Here is a 17,437-nt window from a genome sequence, read left to right as displayed (position 1 = left end):
GAGAATTCGGAATTCAGAATTCACTTTCGTTGTTTCTTTGCCTTGCTAGAACGACGAAGTTCTTTGTTTTCCCGATCGCGACGACGGCGATCGCGCCATTCTACCAGTGTCAGGTAGCCGATACCACCAGTGACCGCCAGTAAAAGACCAAACGCCGCGATCGCCAGAATGTTGAAAACTGGTATTGTATCCACGGGATTTATTACAGTCCGTTACGACCCCAAACGACCATAGCAATAGACCAAGTAAAAGTTACCAGCAATCCAACCCAACCCAGTGTCAAAATAGCGTCCATAACAATCTGTTACAACAAATTCACAAAACAACTCTAGTGTTCATCATACTAGGAATCAGTTATCAGTTATCAGTGAATAGTGGCTAGTGGCTAGTGGCTAGAATCTTTTCTAGTCACTAGCCACTAGCCACTCATCAACAACCAATTCTCTTACGCTTCGATCACCACACGCAGGTTACCGCGTTTTTTGACCACGCGACAGGCAGTCGTATTGCCAGCACGCTCGAATTCTAGGTCGAGTAAGGTAGGACCGACACGTAGATTGTGTATGGATAGGCGATTGATGGAGTCTGGTAAAGCCGGATCGATGATTCGCAAGCAATTATTTGGGGCATCAGGTACGAGATTAATAATTGTTTGCAATAACTGAAAAATGGTTCCCGTTGCCCAAGCCTGGGGAGAACAAGCCACGGGATACTGGACGGGAGCCCGATCGCCATTGCGTTCGTAGCCGCAGAATAGTTCTGGTGGACGCTGGTAGGGTTGCTGAAGTGTCATGTCGAATAACCCCTGAAATACGTCCAAGGCTTGATCCACTAGCCCGAGCGATCGCAGTCCCAGTACGATTAGAGAATTATCGTGAGGCCAAACCGAACCGAGATGGTAGCCCATCGGATTATAGGCGGGGGATAAACTGCTTAAAGTGCGAATTCCCCAACCGTTAAACATATCAGGCGCTCGGAGCCGTTCGGCAACGCTGTAGGCTTTTTCAGGTGTAAAAATGCCTAGATGCAGACAATGCCCGGGATTAGAGGTAATACTATCGACTGGTTTGCCTTCCCCATCCAACGCCAATGCGCAAAAATCCTGGTCGGACAGCCAAAAATCGCGATTAAATCGAACTTTCAGCTCTCTGGCTTCATCCTGCCACTTTTCGGCAAGATCGAGCCGCTTCTTCATCCGAGCAATTTCTGCCAGTCGCACTTTTGCGGCATAGACATAAGCCTGCACTTCGCATAGAGCGATCGCCCCTGTGGCTAGTTCTCCTTGACGATTAACTATACAATCGCCAGAATCCTTCCAACCTTGATTGGCTAAACCTCCGCGTGACTTGCGGAAGTAGGATAAATATCCCGTTGGTTTGAGGCGGCGATCGATCCAATCCATTGCTGCTAAAGCATTTGACCACAAACGATCTAGGGTTTCTAAGTCGTGAGTCCAGGCAAAGTATTCCGCATAGAGCATTAACCACAAAGGAGTAGCATCGATCGTACCGTAATAAGGCGTATGGGGGATTTCCTGGCAACGTGCCATTTCTCCCATGCGGATTTCATGTAGAATTTTGCCTGGTTCCTCTTCCCGCCATTCGTCTTCAATTTTGCCTTGATAAGCTGCGAGTAAAATCAAAGTTTCGCGGGCGATCGACGGATTTAACATTAAAGTTTGAGCCGCCGCGATCAGCGAATCTCGTCCGAATAGAGTAGAAAACCAAGGTACGCCAGCAGAAACAGTTTTATACTTGCCAAAAGATTGCCGTAGCAAATACATGTCTTGCTCAGCTCGCTCGACGACATGATTGAAATCAGCTTTGTCAGAGCGAATTTGCGTGCTTTGCTGACACCAGTGCAGTTCCTCTGAGTCTTCCGCTGCTCTGGCTTGGACTAATGTATTGGGAGCGTGAACGGTAGAAGCTGAGCGATCGTTAATTGCCATTGACAATCGATAACCGAGCTTTTTGGTTTCGTGGGAAGCCAAGTCTAGCTGCCAAATTGCCGTATAGCCTTTGAATAAATCTGGCTGAGTGTGTTGAAACTGCAACCGCGATTCCATGATGGAATTATCTAAACCCTGATAAGCAAGGGTGAGCGTTTCTGGAGGTTGGTAATCGGTAATTGGTAATTGGTAATTGGTAATTGCTCCCTTATCTCCCTTGTCCTCCTTGTCTCCTTTCTCTTTCTGTCTTCCATCTACTGCGGCAAGCCGTAGCAATTTACCGCGCTTTTCTCGATTGAAGCCGCGAATTTCAAATAAATCGACAAAATCGGCATCAAAACTCAGGCTAATAGAAACGCTGACGGCACTCGTGCTGTAGTTGGAAATTTCTATTTCTTCAAATAGTGCTCCATTCAAAACCAGTTCGCGACGAATGCCAAGGGTGTCAGCTTTCAATCGATTGTCTACTGTAGGATTAGTACATAAGACAGAAAGGGAAAACCCTTTATCGGCGGTACTGCTGAGTAAAACAGGCGATCGCCCCTCAATCTGTAATTCTAAGCGACTTAGAAATCGGCTATCGCAGCAAAATAACCCCATGCTAGCTGCACTATCATCGCTATAACAGCCGCCAGCAATATTTCCTAGCGTATCTGTCACCAAAAATAGATCGTCGTCTTTAATCGTCAAAGTCGGTTGTGGTCTTTCGCTCAACACGCAGGGCCATTCTGGAATTGGCAATTGTTCTGCGGGAACGAATACTCTACCACTTATTTCTACTCTGTCTTGCGTTGCTATCGTATCCAGTGTCATACCAAAGGCTTTTTGCTGTTATAGGTGTGCGACCCAGTTTTATTATTATCAACCTTCTTAGTAGACCGTGCGATCGCAATTTTTTTATTGGCTTTACCACCTTCAGCAACAACTTTTTCTCTACGACTTTTGCGCTTAAAGTTGCAGCTTATATCTGTAATTTCTATAAGCGTCAGCAATAATTAATTACACTAATTTGAACAATGTAAATTATTGTAAGCAGATCTTAAATAGAAATACAACTCATTAAAGATGTTTGCGATAAAGTTAAAAAATCTTAGCTTTCAATCCAGGGGTCAACTCATAAAGTAACAAAGGCAAACAGTTATCAGTGACTAGTGACTAGTGGCTGGTGGCTAGAATCGTTTCTAGTTCCAGGGGCGTACTGACATCGGGAGAAAAGCCAGCTAGTGACTAGTGGCTGGTGGCTAGAATCGTTTCTAGTCACTAGTCGCCAGCCACCAGCCACTCATCATCAACTGTCAACCGTCCACCGTCTGCTCAATTTTGACTTTTCCCCTACCCCTTCCAAGTTTGATACGCCTTTTCATATGCGCTCGTCATCGCTTGGACGCTAAAGCGATCGATCGCATAGTCGCGACATGTTTGGCGATCTATTTTCATCGCATCGGGAATCACATCCACCATTTGTTCTAGAGAATGACAAACAAAGCCTGTTTTACCATGAGCAATCACTTCTGGTACGGAACCCAAACCCATGCCAATTACAGGCGTGCCTGTTGCCATTGACTCAATCATGACTAGACCAAACGGTTCTCGCCAGGTAATCGGAAACAAAGTTACTGTAGCTCCACCCAAAAGCTGAGCCTTCTCTTCATGAGATATTTCCCCAAGGTACTGAATTTGCTCACCGTCAATTAATGGCTCAACGCGATCGCGAAAATATTCTCGATCCACCGGATCGACTTTGCCAGCCATTTTTAATGGTAAACCAGCAGCGCGGGCTATTTTCATCGCTTCAATCGGACCTTTTTCAGGAGATATGCGACCGACGAAAGCCAGATAAGCTGGTTGACTAGGTTGAGCCTGAAACGGATAGATAGAGGTATCAATACCGTTATAGATAGTTTGAATGTAATTTAACCCTAGACGAGGTTCTCGTTGCGCTTCGCTAATACTGATGTATGGTTGCCAAGCAAAACGCCGAAACATCTTTTCATTATCAGGAGTAAAAATACCGTGAGTTGTATGTACCGTAGGCGTTTTAGCAAAACCAGTGTAAGGCAAGGCAGCGCAGCCAACATGAGAATGAATAATGTCAAAATGATGGGCGTTGCTAAAAACCTCAAACAGCATCATTTGCTCGTAAAGCCCTGGTTCCTTGACACTGGGATCGAGACGTAATGCTTTATTGTGGACTGACTTGAGCTGAGCTGTAGTAATCGAGTCACCAGAGGCAAACAGCGTGACTTCATGACCGCGCCGGACTAATTCGTCAGTTAGTAAACTAACGATTAATTCAATACCACCGTAGCGAAAGGGTGGGACTCGTTCCCACAGAGGAGCAATCTGAGCGATTTTCATTATTTTCTGGTAATTGAGCAGTAACTACAAATCGATCTGAAGAATGCTGCCAATTTCCTTTGGCAGCCTTCTTACTCGCAAACGACAGAAGATTTCTCTCGTCGCTTAATAAGTTTTAATAAAAGGCACAAACTCGCCTAGATGCAACCCTCTATAGGTTTATATACTTAGAATTTTTAGTTCTAAAGATTAACTTATACTATTTTTACTTGACTTTTACAACATCTATCTATCTAAGGATATTGTTGGTATTTGGTATTTGGTATTTGGTATTTTCTCCCCCATGCTCCTCAGCTCCCTCAGCTCCCGATCGCTCCCTCAGCTCTCTTCCCCCTGCTCCCTGATAACTGACTACTAGCTCCTAGTCCCCAGTATCGGTAGGATGGTTGATAGAGAACCCTCGATGCAAGCAAGCAGCGATCGCGCTTCCTAGTTCTCCTGGCAGGGTGGTACGCAGGTAACGCGATCGACAAACACAGTCATGAGCAATTTGACTTCTGTGCTAAGCGATCTGCTAGTAGCAGTACCCCAACTGCGACCCCAAGTTTATTTCAAAGCTTCTTTAACGGCTTTGTCCCATGCGATGGAAGACCAAGTGCTTGCTTCGACTTCAGACCAACCGTTGCTGATTGCTAGCTTTCAGCGGGAACGCTTCTATCGTCAAGAAGCCCACCGCTACAAACGCCTTGCTCGGCAAACGAATCAAGTCTACGTACTAGCAGCACCGGAGACAGATTTTACGAATGCTTCCGAATACTACGAAACGATCGCCTTCGATCCAACAGAATCATTAAGTCAAGAATGGCATCTCGTCGCGATCGGGCAAAATTATAGCACTTGCCTGATTTGTCGCGAACGCCCCAGCATAGTCCAGATTAAACCCTCACCTCATTTACCAGCGGTGGATATGGATCCCACCCGCCAGTTTGAAGGTATCTGGACTTCCGAGCGACAAATTAGCTGTATTGCAGCCGAGCTGTTACTTCAACGCATTTTACATTACAGACCAGAATTAGCCCCTAAAATCGAACTCGCGCGCGATCGCTTCGGTATATTTCCACAAAGGCGATCGTCAGCGAAAAAGTCTAAAACTGCTGCCCCCATTACTTTACCCTCGCTAGATCCTGCGGCGATCGATACCAATCCTTTCGTCCAGAGATTAGTAACGTACCTGCAAGCCGGACAGTACAAATTACTCAAAGCCTACCGCTCGATTGCTGCCCAAGAACGGAAAGAACGCCTCATCAACTCGATTACCGCTGCGATTCGCAAAGGTAGCGCCACCGGACTACCGTTACATCCCCAAGAAATCTTGAAAGTCGCAGTTCGCGAATTGGGAATTGCCCTGGCTGCCTGCCGTTGCTTGATTTATCGCGCCCAAGCTAACGATGATAGGGTGGCGATCGCCCACGAATATTTACAACCTGGCGTTTCCTCAGTAGTAGGAAAAGTCATGCCTTTACAAAAAAATCCCTTATTTCAAGAAATGACCTGTCAGCAAGGATCGATCTGTATTGTCGATACTCAAACTGACACCCGCGTGACTGATTCACCCCTGCTACAACAGCTCGTAAAACAGCTGGATATTCGTTCTTGGTTGTTAATGCCAGTGTTGTACCAAGGTAAGTTATTGGGAATAGTCGAATCTCATTATTGTGGTTCCCAACCACACCAGTGGACGGCAGATGAAACTTCTTTAGTCGAAGCGATCGCCACTCAGGTAGGCGCAGCATTGATTCAAGCCGAAGCTTACGCAAATCTAGAAGACCTCAACCAGCAATTAGAGGCGCTCGATCGCACCCGCAGCAACCTCATCGCGATTACTGGACACGAACTTCGTACCCCCCTCTCGACGATCCAAGTTTGTTTGGAAAGCCTTGCCACCGAGCCAGATATGCCCTTAGAATTGCGGCAAGTTATGCTCAGCACTGCTCTTGCTGACTCAGAGCGGATGCGCAAATTAGTCCAAGATTTTCTCACCCTCTCCAACTTAGAAAGCGGACGGGTAGAATGGCATCCAGAAACTTTACTCCTAGATGAGTGCGTCGAGCTTGCCCTCAGCCGCATTCGCATCCGTTCTAACCCAGACGATTTACCGCAGATCGTCAGCACAATTCCAGTCCAACTCCCTCCGATTCGGGTTGATGGAGACTGGTTAGTAGAGCTAATCGCCAAACTGCTAGACAACGCCTGTAAGTTTACGCCTCCCACAGGACAGATCGCGATCGCAGCGCGTACCAATGGTGGCACAACGCTAGAAGTTACCGTTTCCGATACCGGACGCGGTATTGAACCCAATCGGCTCGAAATTGTTTTCGATCGCTTCTACCAAGAAGAAGGCGCACTCCGTCGCACCGCAGGAGGTACGGGTTTAGGCTTAGCAATTTGTCGTCAAATTGTCAATAGCTGGAACGGGAAAATCTGGGCAGAATCAGCAGGAAAAGACAAAGGCAGTACGTTTCACTTCACTATTCCGACTGTGGAATAGTCATTGGTCATTGGTCATTGGTCTCTCCCTTGTCCCCCTTGTCCCCCTTGTCCCCCTTGTCCCCCTTCGCCCCCTAATCCCCACTCCCTTCGGTCGTGGGGTCCCCTTGTCCCCCTTGTCCCCCTGCTCCCTGCTAACTGTTACAGTTCCTTACATACTGGCTAAATAGACGCTATCTCAGTGATAGGATGCCCTAAAAACCTTGAGAGAGAAATCTATGGCAGAAACACTTGAGGGACAAACACCTATATTTGGCGGCGGCACTGGTGGCTTGCTGACCAAAGCAGAAAGAGAAGAAAAATACGTTATCACTTGGACTAGCCCCAAGGAGCAAGTTTTTGAAATGCCTACAGGTGGTTCAGCCATCATGAGGCAGGGCAAAAATAAGCTAGAAATTGCTCGCAAAGAGTATGGTATCGCTTTGGGCGGGCAACAACTGCGGGCGAAATTCAAAATTAACGACTACAAAATCTATCGAGTTTATCCTAATGGGGAAACTCAGATGATCCATCCCGCTGATGGTGTCTTCCCAGAAAAAGTCAACCAAGGTCGTCCAAAAGTACGTTACGTCGATCGCAACATTGGCAGCAACCCCAGCCCAGCCAAGTTGAAGTTCAGTGGCGTACAGCCATACGACGCACCCTAATCGGGGCTAGGGGCTGGAGACTAGGGGCTAGGGATATTACGATTTCTAGTTTTTAGTTTCTAGTCTCTGTTTTTTGTTGATAAAAAAGGCAATAATATAAAACTTTCTGAGTGGGGTGGGCATTGCCCACCCTACATTTACTTTTTTCAGTTTTCCGTGCAGAAGGTAGGCGATACTCGCCATACATTCTGGTTATCTAGTGTTTTGACTTCTAACTTTTGACTTTTGACTTGTTCATCATGATTTTTCCCAATTTTGCTCAATTCCAGCAGTTAGCGACGCAAGGTAATTTCATTCCGGTTTACCAAGAATGGGTAGCGGATTTGGATACGCCTGTATCTGCTTGGTATAAGGTGTGTGCGGGACAGCCTTATAGCTTCTTGTTGGAATCGGTCGAAGGAGGCGAAAATATTGGGCGCTATAGCTTCTTGGGGTGCGATCCGCTATGGACTTTAGCGGCAAAAGGCGATCGCACAATTCAAACTTATCGCGACGGTACGCAAGTCACGATTGAGGGCGATCCGTTTGCTGCCCTAGCATCGTGTTTAGAACCTTATCATCCGGTGAAGTTACCTCAACTTCCTCCTGGTATTGGCGGTTTGTTTGGGTTCTGGGGATACGAATTGATCCGTTGGATCGAACCCAGGGTTCCAGTTTATCCAGCAACAGAAAGCGACCAGCCGGATGGTTTGTGGATGCAGATAGACCAATTACTCATTTTCGATCAAGTCAAGCGCAAAATCTGGGCGATCGCCTATGCCGACGTGCGTGACAATGCCGATCTCCAGCAAGCATATCAACAAGCAGGCGATCGCGTGCGTCAAATGGTTGAGAAACTCCAACTGCCCCTATCGCATCGGGATACGGTTTTAGAATGGCAACCCCCAGAAAGAGACAAGGGAGACAAGGAGGACAAGGGGGACAAGGGGGAAAAAGAATATACAAGTAATGTAACGAGGGAACAGTTCTGTGCCAATGTCAATCGGGCAAAGGCATACATTAAAGCTGGCGATATTTTTCAAGTCGTCCTCTCCCAGCGCCTCACGACAACCTATGAGGGCGATCCGTTTGCTTTATATCGTTCTCTGCGATTGATTAATCCCTCGCCTTATATGGCTTATTTCCACTTCCAAGACTGGCAAATCATTGGGTCTAGTCCTGAAGTGATGGTGAAAGCAGAACGAGATCCAAATGGAACTATGGTGGCAACTTTGCGCCCGATTGCGGGGACTCGTCCGAGGGGAAAAACACCCCAGGAAGATGCAGCCTATGCAGAAGATCTGTTGAAAGATCCGAAAGAAATTGCCGAACACGTCATGTTAGTTGACTTGGGACGTAACGATTTGGGACGGGCGTGTAAAAGCGGTACGGTGAAAGTTGATGAATTAATGGCGATCGAGCGCTATTCTCATGTCATGCACATTGTTAGCAATGTCGTGGGAGAACTCGCACCAGATAAGATAGCATGGGATTTGCTTAAAGCTTGTTTTCCGGCTGGTACGGTCAGTGGTGCGCCAAAAATTCGGGCAATGGAAATTATTCACGAATTAGAAACGTGCCGTCGTGGGGTTTATTCTGGAGTTTACGGTTATTATGACTTTGAAGGGCAGTTAAATAGCGCGATCGCCATCCGTACTATGGTTGTGCGTGATGGTGCTGCTAGCGTCCAAGCTGGTGCTGGTATAGTAGCCGACTCTGACCCAGAAAAAGAGTACGAAGAAACTCTCAATAAAGCTAGGGGTCTTTTAGTCGCTATTCGTTGTTTGGAAAAAAATTAAATTTGTAGCAATTTGTGTTGACAGTCATTGGTAGGGGCGCACAGATGTGCGCCCCTACAACATATGTATTGTACCCAATTGAAAACGGTTGTGAAATTTGTGTTCTAGAGACGCTGCCAAGAGATTGAGGATTTGCTACTATTGCTCAGTCCTCTAGCAGTTGAATTATGTCAGAGTCACCGAGTCCGCGCGCGATCGTCGAAAGTTTATTTCCCTATCTTCAAGTAGCAGCAGCCTACGCAGATCGGATTCAATCTAAAATTACCGCACTTCCGGCGAAAGGAGAAGGAGATAATTTTTTTGCTGCGGCTTTGACCGATGCAGATTTGGCGATTCAGAATCTAGTGGAAGTGGCACTTTTGGCAAACTTTCCCCACATCCGATTTTACGGGGAAGAATACGAACAATCGCGCAATACAAAATATTTTCGCGCGATCGATCTGGGTGGTGAAGGCGATTATCTCGTGACGCTAGACCCTATAGACGGGACTCAGTTCTACCTTGACGGACATGCAAATTATCAAATTATTCTCAGCATTCTCAATTGCGACGACTTTGAAGCAGTCATAGCCATCTCTCCCGCCCAAAATACTTACTACTACGCGCTACGTGGCGAAGGCGCTTTCCAAGGAACTTTGACACAGGATTTAGCAGCCTGTAAACCATTACGAGTCGGACAGCCAAAACCAACTATTCTCTTAGGATGGGGGATGAGTGCGCTTCAATCGAGATTGAAACAACAGGACTACGAAGTCATAGATATAGCCACTGCCTACTCGCGGGAAATTCAAGTTTCCAACCTCAACGGTATTCTAACTGGTGAAATAGCTGGGGCAGCGATCGCCTCTGGTAAATTCATTGATGGTGCTGCACTCGCTTTTCTTGCCAGAGAAACTGGCTGTATTGTCACCACTCATGATGGTTCCGTTCCTCCTCCCTTGCACACCTGTAAGGACTACAGCCTACCTGGACTCATAGTCGCTACATCTGAATCAGTACACCAGCACTTATTAATAGCAGTGCAAAGTTTGGCAGCGTAAGCATGTAATGGCATTTTCCTATCGTGCTTGAAAATATTTTTTGCTCAACTTACTCATGAATCTTTTTAAGTTTAACTGAGCAATTCTCATCGGTGTCAAATCTCGAATTGCATGAGCATAAGACGATCGCTTGTCGAAAAAGATATTAACATCATGTAAAATGACCTGGAAACGTTTCAAAATATTCTCAGTCCTGTACTCAGTCAAAATAGCCTCAGAGAGAAAAGGTAATTGAGGACGATTTATAACTTCTAGAATTCGCTGCACGTCAAATTCTCGGGCATATCCAGCAATTTTATAACAGTTAAAACCAGGATCTAAGTAATCGGATAAACCACCATTGACACTGGAAAAAACTTGACAACCACATGCCATTGCTTCTAGAGGTTGCAGTCCAAACCCTTCAGTTACTCCCTGTTGCGCCCAATATTCTGCTGAATCATATAGGTAAACTTTAGCCCGATTAAATAGTTCTGCTAAATCTTCAACATAAGAATTCACGACGACTACGCGACAGCTTTGTTCTAAAGCAGGAATTAATTCTTGGATGAGATATTGAGAAGATTTTCGTGCTTGAACTAAAACGTCTATATCCCGCTGGCGATTAAAATTGTGAAATTCATCGCTAATTTGGTTGGGCAAATAATAAATGAGTGAATGCGGCGATCGCTGTCCCCAATACCCCATCGTATGACGACTGACAGTAATAATTGGAATATTGGCTGAAAGCCTAAATCCATAATTCGTACTATGAGCATGATAGATCGCATGATATTGTTTGAGCTGATGAGCGAGTTTGGCGACATCAAATCCCCAACTCAATACAAATACGATCTCGTCTGGATTCAGATCGCTTTGCAGCAAATCATCTAAAAACGGCGTATCCTTTTCTCGCTGACGATATGTTACGGCTTCTGCATCACAAATCTGTTTTGCCAGATTTAGAGTTTTTAATTCCGCCCACAGCCCACCACAGGCAAACTTCCCACCCGTTCCCGGTACTAAGAAATACAATTTTCTCATGCGATCGCCTCATCTGCTGCCTGTAAGTTAGCTCATCCAAACCAAATTCAACCTCATTCATACTCATCTGAGGCAAGCTATGTTTACATTTCTCAACTTAAAAGGGCTTTAACTGGTAGACAACAATCTTTTATCCTGAAGTAGTATGAGTGTTTGCTTGTAGGTGCAAAATGCCCGAACCCGATAAAAACGAAATCAAAATTGAACCTGGGACTTTGCTGTTGATTATCTCTGCTTTGCTGCTTATACCTTTACTTTTGGCTGGCTTTTTCTTTCAATAGTATGCGCGACTTATGCTAAGCAAGGATAAGTCAAGTCTGCTGACAAAGAGTCAAAATTGCAGCTTACTTCCCGCCCCGAGGCAGAGAAATGCCTTTGATTTTTTTATAAACTGATACGGCATAAGAATCAGTCATGCCAGAAATATAATCTGTGACTTTCAAAATTTTATTGTATAAATCTAAGTTTTCATCATCTGCTTTAAAATTAGGCAGTAATTTTTTAATTAAATAGCTCTTAGAAAGATCCTCTTGACTAATAGCAGTAATAAACTCTTCTAACAAACCTCCTAAAACTTCATAGCCTGCTACTTTAACTTCAATCACTTCGCAAGATTCGTAGACTTTTCTACGGGTAATATCGACAATTTCTTTAAGACTATCTGCCGAAGGAATGACTGATGTTAAAGGTGCGTCAAATTCTCCAGATAATATTTCAGACTCGAAGTCTAGAAAAATATGCTTAGCTTCAAGGATTAATTGGTGAATTGCTTTGGAGCGCAAATATTTAATGTTATCTAATAAATCGCTACCCAAATATTCTAAATTGTCTTCTTCAAGTAGAGTTTTTAATAAGTTTTCTGCTTCTTCATAGGTGATATAACCCATACGAAAGCCATCTTCTAAATCGACAATATGATAACAAATATCGTCAGCCGCTTCTATCAAAAATACGAGTGGATGTCTGCACCACCAAGCAGACTTTGCATCGCGACGAATCAAGCCAACTTCAGTGGCAATTTGTTCGACTAAATTTTTTTCTGCCTGAAAAAAGCCGTGCTTAGCTGTACTTTTACCTTGATATTGTGGAAAAACCTCACCAGAGATCGAAGATTCTCTAGGATATTTCATAAAAGTTCCTAACGTTGCATAGGTAAGTTGCAAACCAATGCGATCGGCTTGTTTCTCTTTTTGAGTTATAATTCTGAATCCTTGGGCATTGCCTTCAAAGCAGGTGAGATCGGCTTGTTGTAGTAGATTTAACTGTTGTAATACTGACTGAGCGCGAGCCGATTTAAACCACTCTTGAATCGCATCTTCACCAGTATGACCAAATGGCGGATTGCCAATATCGTGTGATAGACAAGCAGCAGCAATAATATCGCCAAAATCAGAGGCAATATAATCATGTAAATTTTTACTATGTCTTTTAATAATTTCTTCCCCGACAATTGTGCCGAGGGAACGTCCCACACAAGATGCTTCTAAACTATGAATGAGACGGTTGCGAACGTAATCGTTATTAAATAGAGGAAAGACTTGTGTTTTATCCTTTAATCTTCTAAAAGAAGAAGAGAAAACAATGCGATCGAAGTCTCTTTGAAATGATGTCCGATTTTGTGCTGGAATTTCTGCCTCGTAAGTTTCTAGAATTTCTCCCAGCCGTTTACGAGATAGTAATCTAGACCATGCCATTAAGGTAGCCATTCTATACCCCTTATCAGTGGATAAACCTACAATAAGTCTATTCCTCACTTATTGCTTGTGCTACCCCAGATAAGGAGCGATCGCGCTTAATTCACCTAACACAACGTGACAGTCGTAAGAGTAGCGATCGCACTAGACTAGAGATCCTGCTCGAAATTCTCAACCTTCCATAATGCAGAGATTTAAACTGTCTCAGTCAAATCGTTGGGCGATCGCCTGTTTAATTAGTATTTCTACTCTGTTGCTAATCTGGTTTGTCTCACCAATACCATCGCTGCTAGCAAAACCGCAAGCACAGGTATTCGATCGCGTCTGGCAAACGGTTAATGAAAACTTTTTCGACCCTAAATTCAACGGCGTAGACTGGAAAGCAATGCGAGAGCAATATAAGTCTCAAGCAGTTCGAGCAAAATCGACACCAGAATTTGCTACCGTTGTCAATCAAATGCTGTCCCAGTTACGGACATCTCACACGCGCTATTACACCGCAGATGAGCCTGCATATTATCAACTTTTGGGTATTTTTGCCAAACGCAATCCTGACTTACAGAAACAGTTAAAAAAATTCTTGCCTCAAGGTAAGATTGAATATCCTGGAATTGGCATTTTTACCAAAGAAATTCAAGGCAAAACTTTTATTAGTGGCATTTTAGAAGGAAGTCCGGCGGCGAAAGCCAAATTAAAAGTCGGCGATCGCATTATTAGCATAGATGGCAAACCTTTCCAACCAATTCAATCTTTTGCAAATGTTGGTAAGCCAGTTGCGATCGCAATTCAGCGAAATGCTGATACTCAAACTCAGCAAGAAATTGAGGTTACGCCGCAGATATATGATGCTACGACGCTGTTTCTCAAGGCACAGCAAGCCAGTACCCAAATTATTCAAAAAGAAGGTAAAAAAATTGGGTACGTACATATTTGGTCGTATGCAGGTGACGAATACCAGCAGCAACTTGAAGAAGATTTAATGTACGGTCGCCTCAAAGATGCCGATGGATTAGTTTTAGACTTGCGGGATGGATGGGGTGGCGCATCGCCTAATTATCTTAATATATACACTGCCAATGGTCCCAGCGTTACCATGACAGGACGCGATCGCCAATCGTCCACAGCAAACTATCAATGGAAAAAACCAGTCGTGATGCTTGTCAATGAAGGTAGTAGAAGCGGTAAAGAAATTCTAGCGTTTGGCTTCCAGCGCTATAAAATTGGCTCTGTCGTTGGTTCTCCTACAGCAGGCGCAGTAGTAGGAGGTCGTCCTTTCATCATGCCAGATGGCAGCGTCCTTTATTTAGCCGTTGCTGACGTGATAATTGATGGCAAATATAGACTAGAAGGCAAGCCCATCACTCCAGATATTACCGTTCCCTTTACTTTAGAATACGCCCAAGGCGCAGACCCGCAAAAAGAACGGGCGATCGAAACAGTGACTAGTTATCAGGCACAGGGAGCAGAGGCTCTGAGGGACAAGGGAGACAAGGGAGACAAGGGGGACAAGGGGGACAAGGGGGAACTCGCTCTTCCCCACGACCGAAGGGAGTGGGGATTAGGGGGCGAAGGGAGACAAGGGGGACAAGGGAGAATAACTATAAATGACCAATGACCAATTAGAAAGATTAGAATCGCTCAAGGCTGGAACCGTAGCATCTGCAACTTTAGCTTTGGCGTTCGTCGTCACTACCTTTGTAAATAACTTCTTGCTTACCCCTAGCGTTTTCAGTTTCTCCAGCCTTTTTGCAGGAGCGATCGCAGTCGTTTGTGGCTTTCTATTTGGCGTGACATATCGCTATATCATTCGAGAGGATAGCAATATTCAGTTAAAAACTGGAGCTGTTATGGCTTTTGGTTGCGTGCGCGGCTTAACTCAAATCGAAATGGCGCTGCAATCCTCCCAGACAGTCTTACCCGCGATCGCGACTGCTGGAGAAAGTATAGTCTGGTTTGCCCTTGCCGCGATCGCCCTGTCGTTGTCTATTCGCCTCGGCTGGGTGAAAGCTTTTAGTTCAAACTAAACTCCTCAAATTGAGTTGGAGTATAAAGCATTTCCCGATCTACGGCGGAAAGAATTTGATTATTCGCTTTTTCTGAATTTAAACAACGACAAATCAGTTGAGCTACATCAGCGCGATGAATCGTTCCCGCAATACGCGGATCTGCTGTTAGCAAACCATTACCCGTCGCTGGTTCCGATTTCAATCCCCCAGGACGAATGACTGTATAAGTCAAACCACTTGCTGCAAGATAGTTTTCTGCTTGTTCCTTCTCGACTAAAACATCTTTCAAAGTCGCTAAAGCTTGCGGAGGTATAGCTGCTACACTATTGCCGCTACCGATAGAAGATACCAAAATAAACTTTTGTGCGCCTGCTTTCACTGCTGCATCAATTAGGTTTTTATTACCTAAATAGTCGGCTCTGACTCCATCTTTAGGTAAACCGCCAATCGTGCTAATAACTGTAGAGATGGAATCTCCCAGCATTGCCCGTTCTACGTCTTCAACATTCAACGCATCGCCAAAAACTACCGAAATTCCCATCGCTTCTAATTCCGCTTGCGCCGCCGCTGTCCGCAACAATGCTTTTACCTGCAAACCTTGTTGTACCAGGCATTTAGCAATTTCCCGCCCCACACCGCGACTCGCACCAGCCAGAAAAATGTAAGAACTATCCGTCATGTTTCTAATTTCAATCTAGTATGCAAGCTACACAATTCATTGTGGACGATCGATTACACCTTTTGACGTATGATGTCTCAAATCTCTCCCGGCAAAGTCTTTGACTGATATAGCAATCCAATTTGATTGGTGAACGTTTCTCGTGTAGAGACGTTACATGTAACGTCTCTACACGGGCTGGCTAGTAATAGCGATGTAGAAATTGATTGAATCGTCTACTGTGGTATTTAGTTATAGAGACACTATAGTGAGTTTCACAATTTTGACTTTTAACTTTTAACTTGTGACTTGCTAAGCAGTAGGGGAAAGTATGCAGGGGGTTTAAAAGCATTGCCATCTCGTTCTAGCTTTCTGCGTCACTTTTTCCAACTGGCGATCGTTAACATTCTCTCAAACCTCATGGTTCCCTTAGCTGGGTTAGTGGATGTCGCCTTTTTGGGACATTTACCGGAAATTCGTTACCTAGCAGGAGTCGCTTTAGCAACTGTTCTATTTAATTACATCTACTGGACATTTGGCTTTTTACGGATGGGGACAACGGGGATGACTGCTCAAGCGATCGGGCGGGAAGATCGAGAAGGAGTCATACTTATAGGCTTACGTAACGGCTTAATAGCACTCTCGTTGGGATTATTAATTTTAGTTTTGCAACAGCCTTTGAGAATGCTAGGCTTTACCCTCCTGAGTGCGACACCAGAAGTCAAAGCATCCGGTCAAGCATATTACGATGCTCTCATTTGGGGCGCACCAGCGACCTTGCTCAACTTTGTACTCATTGGTTGGTTCTTGGGGCGATCGCAAAGTGGCAAGGTATTTTTGCTCTCGGCTGTCGGTAATCTATCTAATGTGGTGCTAAATTACTTATTTATTGTGCGCTGGGGATGGCAAAGTACTGGAGCAGGACTAGGAACGGCGATCGCTCAGTACCTCATGTTGCTAGTAGGGCTGATTTTAATCAATCGAGAAATCCCACTTGTAAAAATACATCAGCATCCAGCAAAAGCATCATTCGTCAGACAAATTCTCAATCCCAGCGATCTACGGGCAGCATTCGCGCTCAATGGCGAAATTCTAGTCCGCACCTTTGCTTTAGTTTCCACATTTGCCGTATTTACCAATCTTAGTTCGACCTTGGGAACGGAGATTTTATCTACCAATGCGGTATTGTTACAAGTGGTGACGCTGACAGCATACTTTATTGATGGACTTGCCTTCGCCACCGAAACCCTAGCCGGAGTTTTTCTAGGCAGAGGAGCGATCGCCCAATTAACCCAACTCATATGGGTATCTGGAACAGCAAGTTTGAGCGTAGGAATACTGTTTGCGATCGCCTTCATTCTCATCCCCACACCCTTATTCGGGTTATTGACTAACCATAGTGCAATTTTGGGACGAATTGGCAGTTATGTAGGCTGGTTGCTACCAGTTTTGGGATTTGGGGCGATCGCCTACATGTTGGATGGTTACTTTCTCGGCTTAACCGCAGGTCGGATTTTGAGAATTTCGGTGCTTGCGGCTGCTTCGTTGGGATTTGCACCAATGGCTATCGCTGCGTGGTATTTCCGTAACACTCATCTACTCTGGTTGTCTCTGGCTTTATTTATGGTTGTCAGAGCTTTGAGTTTGGCAATATTTGTGCCGAGAACCCTCAAGACTAATTCTATCGATCGTTGCCAGAGATCCGATCCCCCCTAGCCCCCCTTAAAAAGGGGGGAACAAAGTCTCTTTTTACGGCGTTGTTTTTCTAACTCCTCGTACCAATTCTATTTATCCTTGC

14 protein-coding genes are annotated in these 17,437 nt (G+C 45.0%); 7 read left to right on the top strand and 7 right to left on the bottom strand.

Going from position 1 to position 17,437, the window contains the following annotated elements; all coding sequences use genetic code 11:
• Nucleotides 1–20: 20 nt before the first annotated feature.
• The 4 genes from CHRO_RS32830 to CHRO_RS23265 all read right to left on the bottom strand — a co-directional run bounded on the left by CHRO_RS32830 (nucleotide 21) and on the right by CHRO_RS23265 (nucleotide 4,306).
• The gene (locus tag CHRO_RS32830; RefSeq protein ID WP_158265857.1) at nucleotides 21–194 is read right to left on the bottom strand and encodes a hypothetical protein; all 174 of its coding nucleotides are present in this window, start codon (nucleotides 192–194) and stop codon (nucleotides 21–23) included.
• Nucleotides 195–202: 8 nt separating this feature from the next.
• The gene (gene petN, locus CHRO_RS23280) at nucleotides 203–295 is read right to left on the bottom strand and encodes a cytochrome b6-f complex subunit PetN (protein ID WP_015156680.1); all 93 of its coding nucleotides are present in this window, start codon (nucleotides 293–295) and stop codon (nucleotides 203–205) included.
• Between the two features lie 150 nt (nucleotides 296–445).
• Entirely contained in the window at nucleotides 446–2,761 is a 2,316-nt protein-coding gene (locus CHRO_RS23275) for an amylo-alpha-1,6-glucosidase (protein WP_015156679.1), read from the bottom strand.
• Between the two features lie 519 nt (nucleotides 2,762–3,280).
• Entirely contained in the window at nucleotides 3,281–4,306 is a 1,026-nt protein-coding gene (locus CHRO_RS23265) for a glycosyltransferase family 4 protein (RefSeq protein ID WP_015156678.1), read from the bottom strand.
• Between the two features lie 481 nt (nucleotides 4,307–4,787).
• Here CHRO_RS23265 and CHRO_RS23260 point away from each other — a divergent pair, with 481 nt between their 5' ends.
• The 4 genes from CHRO_RS23260 to CHRO_RS23245 all read left to right on the top strand — a co-directional run bounded on the left by CHRO_RS23260 (nucleotide 4,788) and on the right by CHRO_RS23245 (nucleotide 10,258).
• A complete protein-coding gene (locus tag CHRO_RS23260; protein WP_015156677.1) occupies nucleotides 4,788–6,794 on the top strand; it encodes a DICT sensory domain-containing protein in 2,007 nt (668 codons plus the stop codon).
• Between the two features lie 217 nt (nucleotides 6,795–7,011).
• The gene (gene psaD / locus CHRO_RS23255) at nucleotides 7,012–7,440 is read left to right on the top strand and encodes a photosystem I reaction center subunit II (RefSeq protein WP_015156676.1); all 429 of its coding nucleotides are present in this window, start codon (nucleotides 7,012–7,014) and stop codon (nucleotides 7,438–7,440) included.
• A gap of 239 nt (nucleotides 7,441–7,679) precedes the next feature.
• A complete protein-coding gene (trpE, locus tag CHRO_RS23250) occupies nucleotides 7,680–9,218 on the top strand; it encodes an anthranilate synthase component I (RefSeq protein WP_015156675.1) in 1,539 nt (512 codons plus the stop codon).
• Nucleotides 9,219–9,385: 167 nt separating this feature from the next.
• Nucleotides 9,386–10,258 (top strand): inositol monophosphatase family protein, encoded by an 873-nt coding sequence (locus CHRO_RS23245; protein WP_015156674.1) that lies wholly within the window; start codon nucleotides 9,386–9,388, stop codon nucleotides 10,256–10,258.
• A gap of 18 nt (nucleotides 10,259–10,276) precedes the next feature.
• Here CHRO_RS23245 and CHRO_RS23240 read toward each other — a convergent pair whose 3' ends face one another.
• Nucleotides 10,277–11,281, bottom strand: coding sequence for a glycosyltransferase (locus CHRO_RS23240; protein ID WP_015156673.1), 1,005 nt, complete (start codon nucleotides 11,279–11,281; stop codon nucleotides 10,277–10,279).
• 344 nt (nucleotides 11,282–11,625) lie between these two features.
• Nucleotides 11,626–12,975 carry a deoxyguanosinetriphosphate triphosphohydrolase gene (locus tag CHRO_RS23235; RefSeq protein ID WP_041463450.1) on the bottom strand — a complete coding sequence of 450 codons (1,350 nt, stop codon included), beginning with the start codon at nucleotides 12,973–12,975 and terminating at the stop codon, nucleotides 11,626–11,628.
• A 184-nt stretch (nucleotides 12,976–13,159) separates the two neighbouring features.
• Between CHRO_RS23235 and CHRO_RS23230 the strand changes: the two genes are divergently transcribed.
• Both CHRO_RS23230 and CHRO_RS23225 read left to right on the top strand, forming a co-directional pair.
• The gene (locus CHRO_RS23230; RefSeq protein ID WP_015156670.1) at nucleotides 13,160–14,590 is read left to right on the top strand and encodes a S41 family peptidase; all 1,431 of its coding nucleotides are present in this window, start codon (nucleotides 13,160–13,162) and stop codon (nucleotides 14,588–14,590) included.
• Nucleotides 14,580–14,999, top strand: coding sequence for a hypothetical protein (locus tag CHRO_RS23225; protein WP_015156669.1), 420 nt, complete (start codon nucleotides 14,580–14,582; stop codon nucleotides 14,997–14,999). The genes CHRO_RS23230 and CHRO_RS23225 overlap by 11 nt, the downstream gene beginning before the upstream one ends.
• Here the strand turns inward: CHRO_RS23225 and CHRO_RS23220 are convergent.
• A complete protein-coding gene (locus CHRO_RS23220) occupies nucleotides 14,986–15,660 on the bottom strand; it encodes an SDR family oxidoreductase (RefSeq protein ID WP_015156668.1) in 675 nt (224 codons plus the stop codon). The two genes, CHRO_RS23225 and CHRO_RS23220, sit on opposite strands and share 14 nt — an antisense overlap.
• A 288-nt stretch (nucleotides 15,661–15,948) precedes the next feature.
• Here CHRO_RS23220 and gntT point away from each other — a divergent pair, with 288 nt between their 5' ends.
• Nucleotides 15,949–17,355 carry a guanitoxin biosynthesis MATE family efflux transporter GntT gene (gntT, locus tag CHRO_RS23215; protein ID WP_219335999.1) on the top strand — a complete coding sequence of 469 codons (1,407 nt, stop codon included), beginning with the start codon at nucleotides 15,949–15,951 and terminating at the stop codon, nucleotides 17,353–17,355.
• The last annotated feature ends 82 nt before the right edge of the window (nucleotides 17,356–17,437 follow it).

Origin of the sequence: Chroococcidiopsis thermalis PCC 7203 (assembly GCF_000317125.1) — a bacterium.
GTDB lineage: Bacteria > Cyanobacteriota > Cyanobacteriia > Cyanobacteriales > Chroococcidiopsidaceae > Chroococcidiopsis > Chroococcidiopsis thermalis.
The sequence above is the reverse complement of the archived record's forward strand: the minus strand, read 5'-3'. Positions and strand labels throughout refer to the sequence as shown.

Excerpts from the sequence above, each read along its gene's own strand:
- CHRO_RS23245 (WP_015156674.1), top strand. The coding sequence starts at position 9,386 with ATGTCAGAGTCACCGAGTCCGCGCGCGATCGTCGAAAGTTTATTTCCC.
- CHRO_RS23265 (WP_015156678.1), bottom strand. The coding sequence starts at position 4,306 with ATGAAAATCGCTCAGATTGCTCCTCTGTGGGAACGAGTCCCACCCTTT.
- petN (WP_015156680.1), bottom strand. The coding sequence starts at position 295 with ATGGACGCTATTTTGACACTGGGTTGGGTTGGATTGCTGGTAACTTTT.
- trpE (WP_015156675.1), top strand. The coding sequence starts at position 7,680 with ATGATTTTTCCCAATTTTGCTCAATTCCAGCAGTTAGCGACGCAAGGT.
- CHRO_RS23230 (WP_015156670.1), top strand. The coding sequence starts at position 13,160 with ATGCAGAGATTTAAACTGTCTCAGTCAAATCGTTGGGCGATCGCCTGT.
- CHRO_RS23240 (WP_015156673.1), bottom strand. The coding sequence starts at position 11,281 with ATGAGAAAATTGTATTTCTTAGTACCGGGAACGGGTGGGAAGTTTGCC.
- CHRO_RS23235 (WP_041463450.1), bottom strand. The coding sequence starts at position 12,975 with ATGGCATGGTCTAGATTACTATCTCGTAAACGGCTGGGAGAAATTCTA.
- CHRO_RS23220 (WP_015156668.1), bottom strand. The coding sequence starts at position 15,660 with ATGACGGATAGTTCTTACATTTTTCTGGCTGGTGCGAGTCGCGGTGTG.
- psaD (WP_015156676.1), top strand. The coding sequence starts at position 7,012 with ATGGCAGAAACACTTGAGGGACAAACACCTATATTTGGCGGCGGCACT.
- CHRO_RS23260 (WP_015156677.1), top strand. The coding sequence starts at position 4,788 with ATGAGCAATTTGACTTCTGTGCTAAGCGATCTGCTAGTAGCAGTACCC.
- CHRO_RS23275 (WP_015156679.1), bottom strand. The coding sequence starts at position 2,761 with ATGACACTGGATACGATAGCAACGCAAGACAGAGTAGAAATAAGTGGT.
- CHRO_RS23225 (WP_015156669.1), top strand. The coding sequence starts at position 14,580 with ATGACCAATGACCAATTAGAAAGATTAGAATCGCTCAAGGCTGGAACC.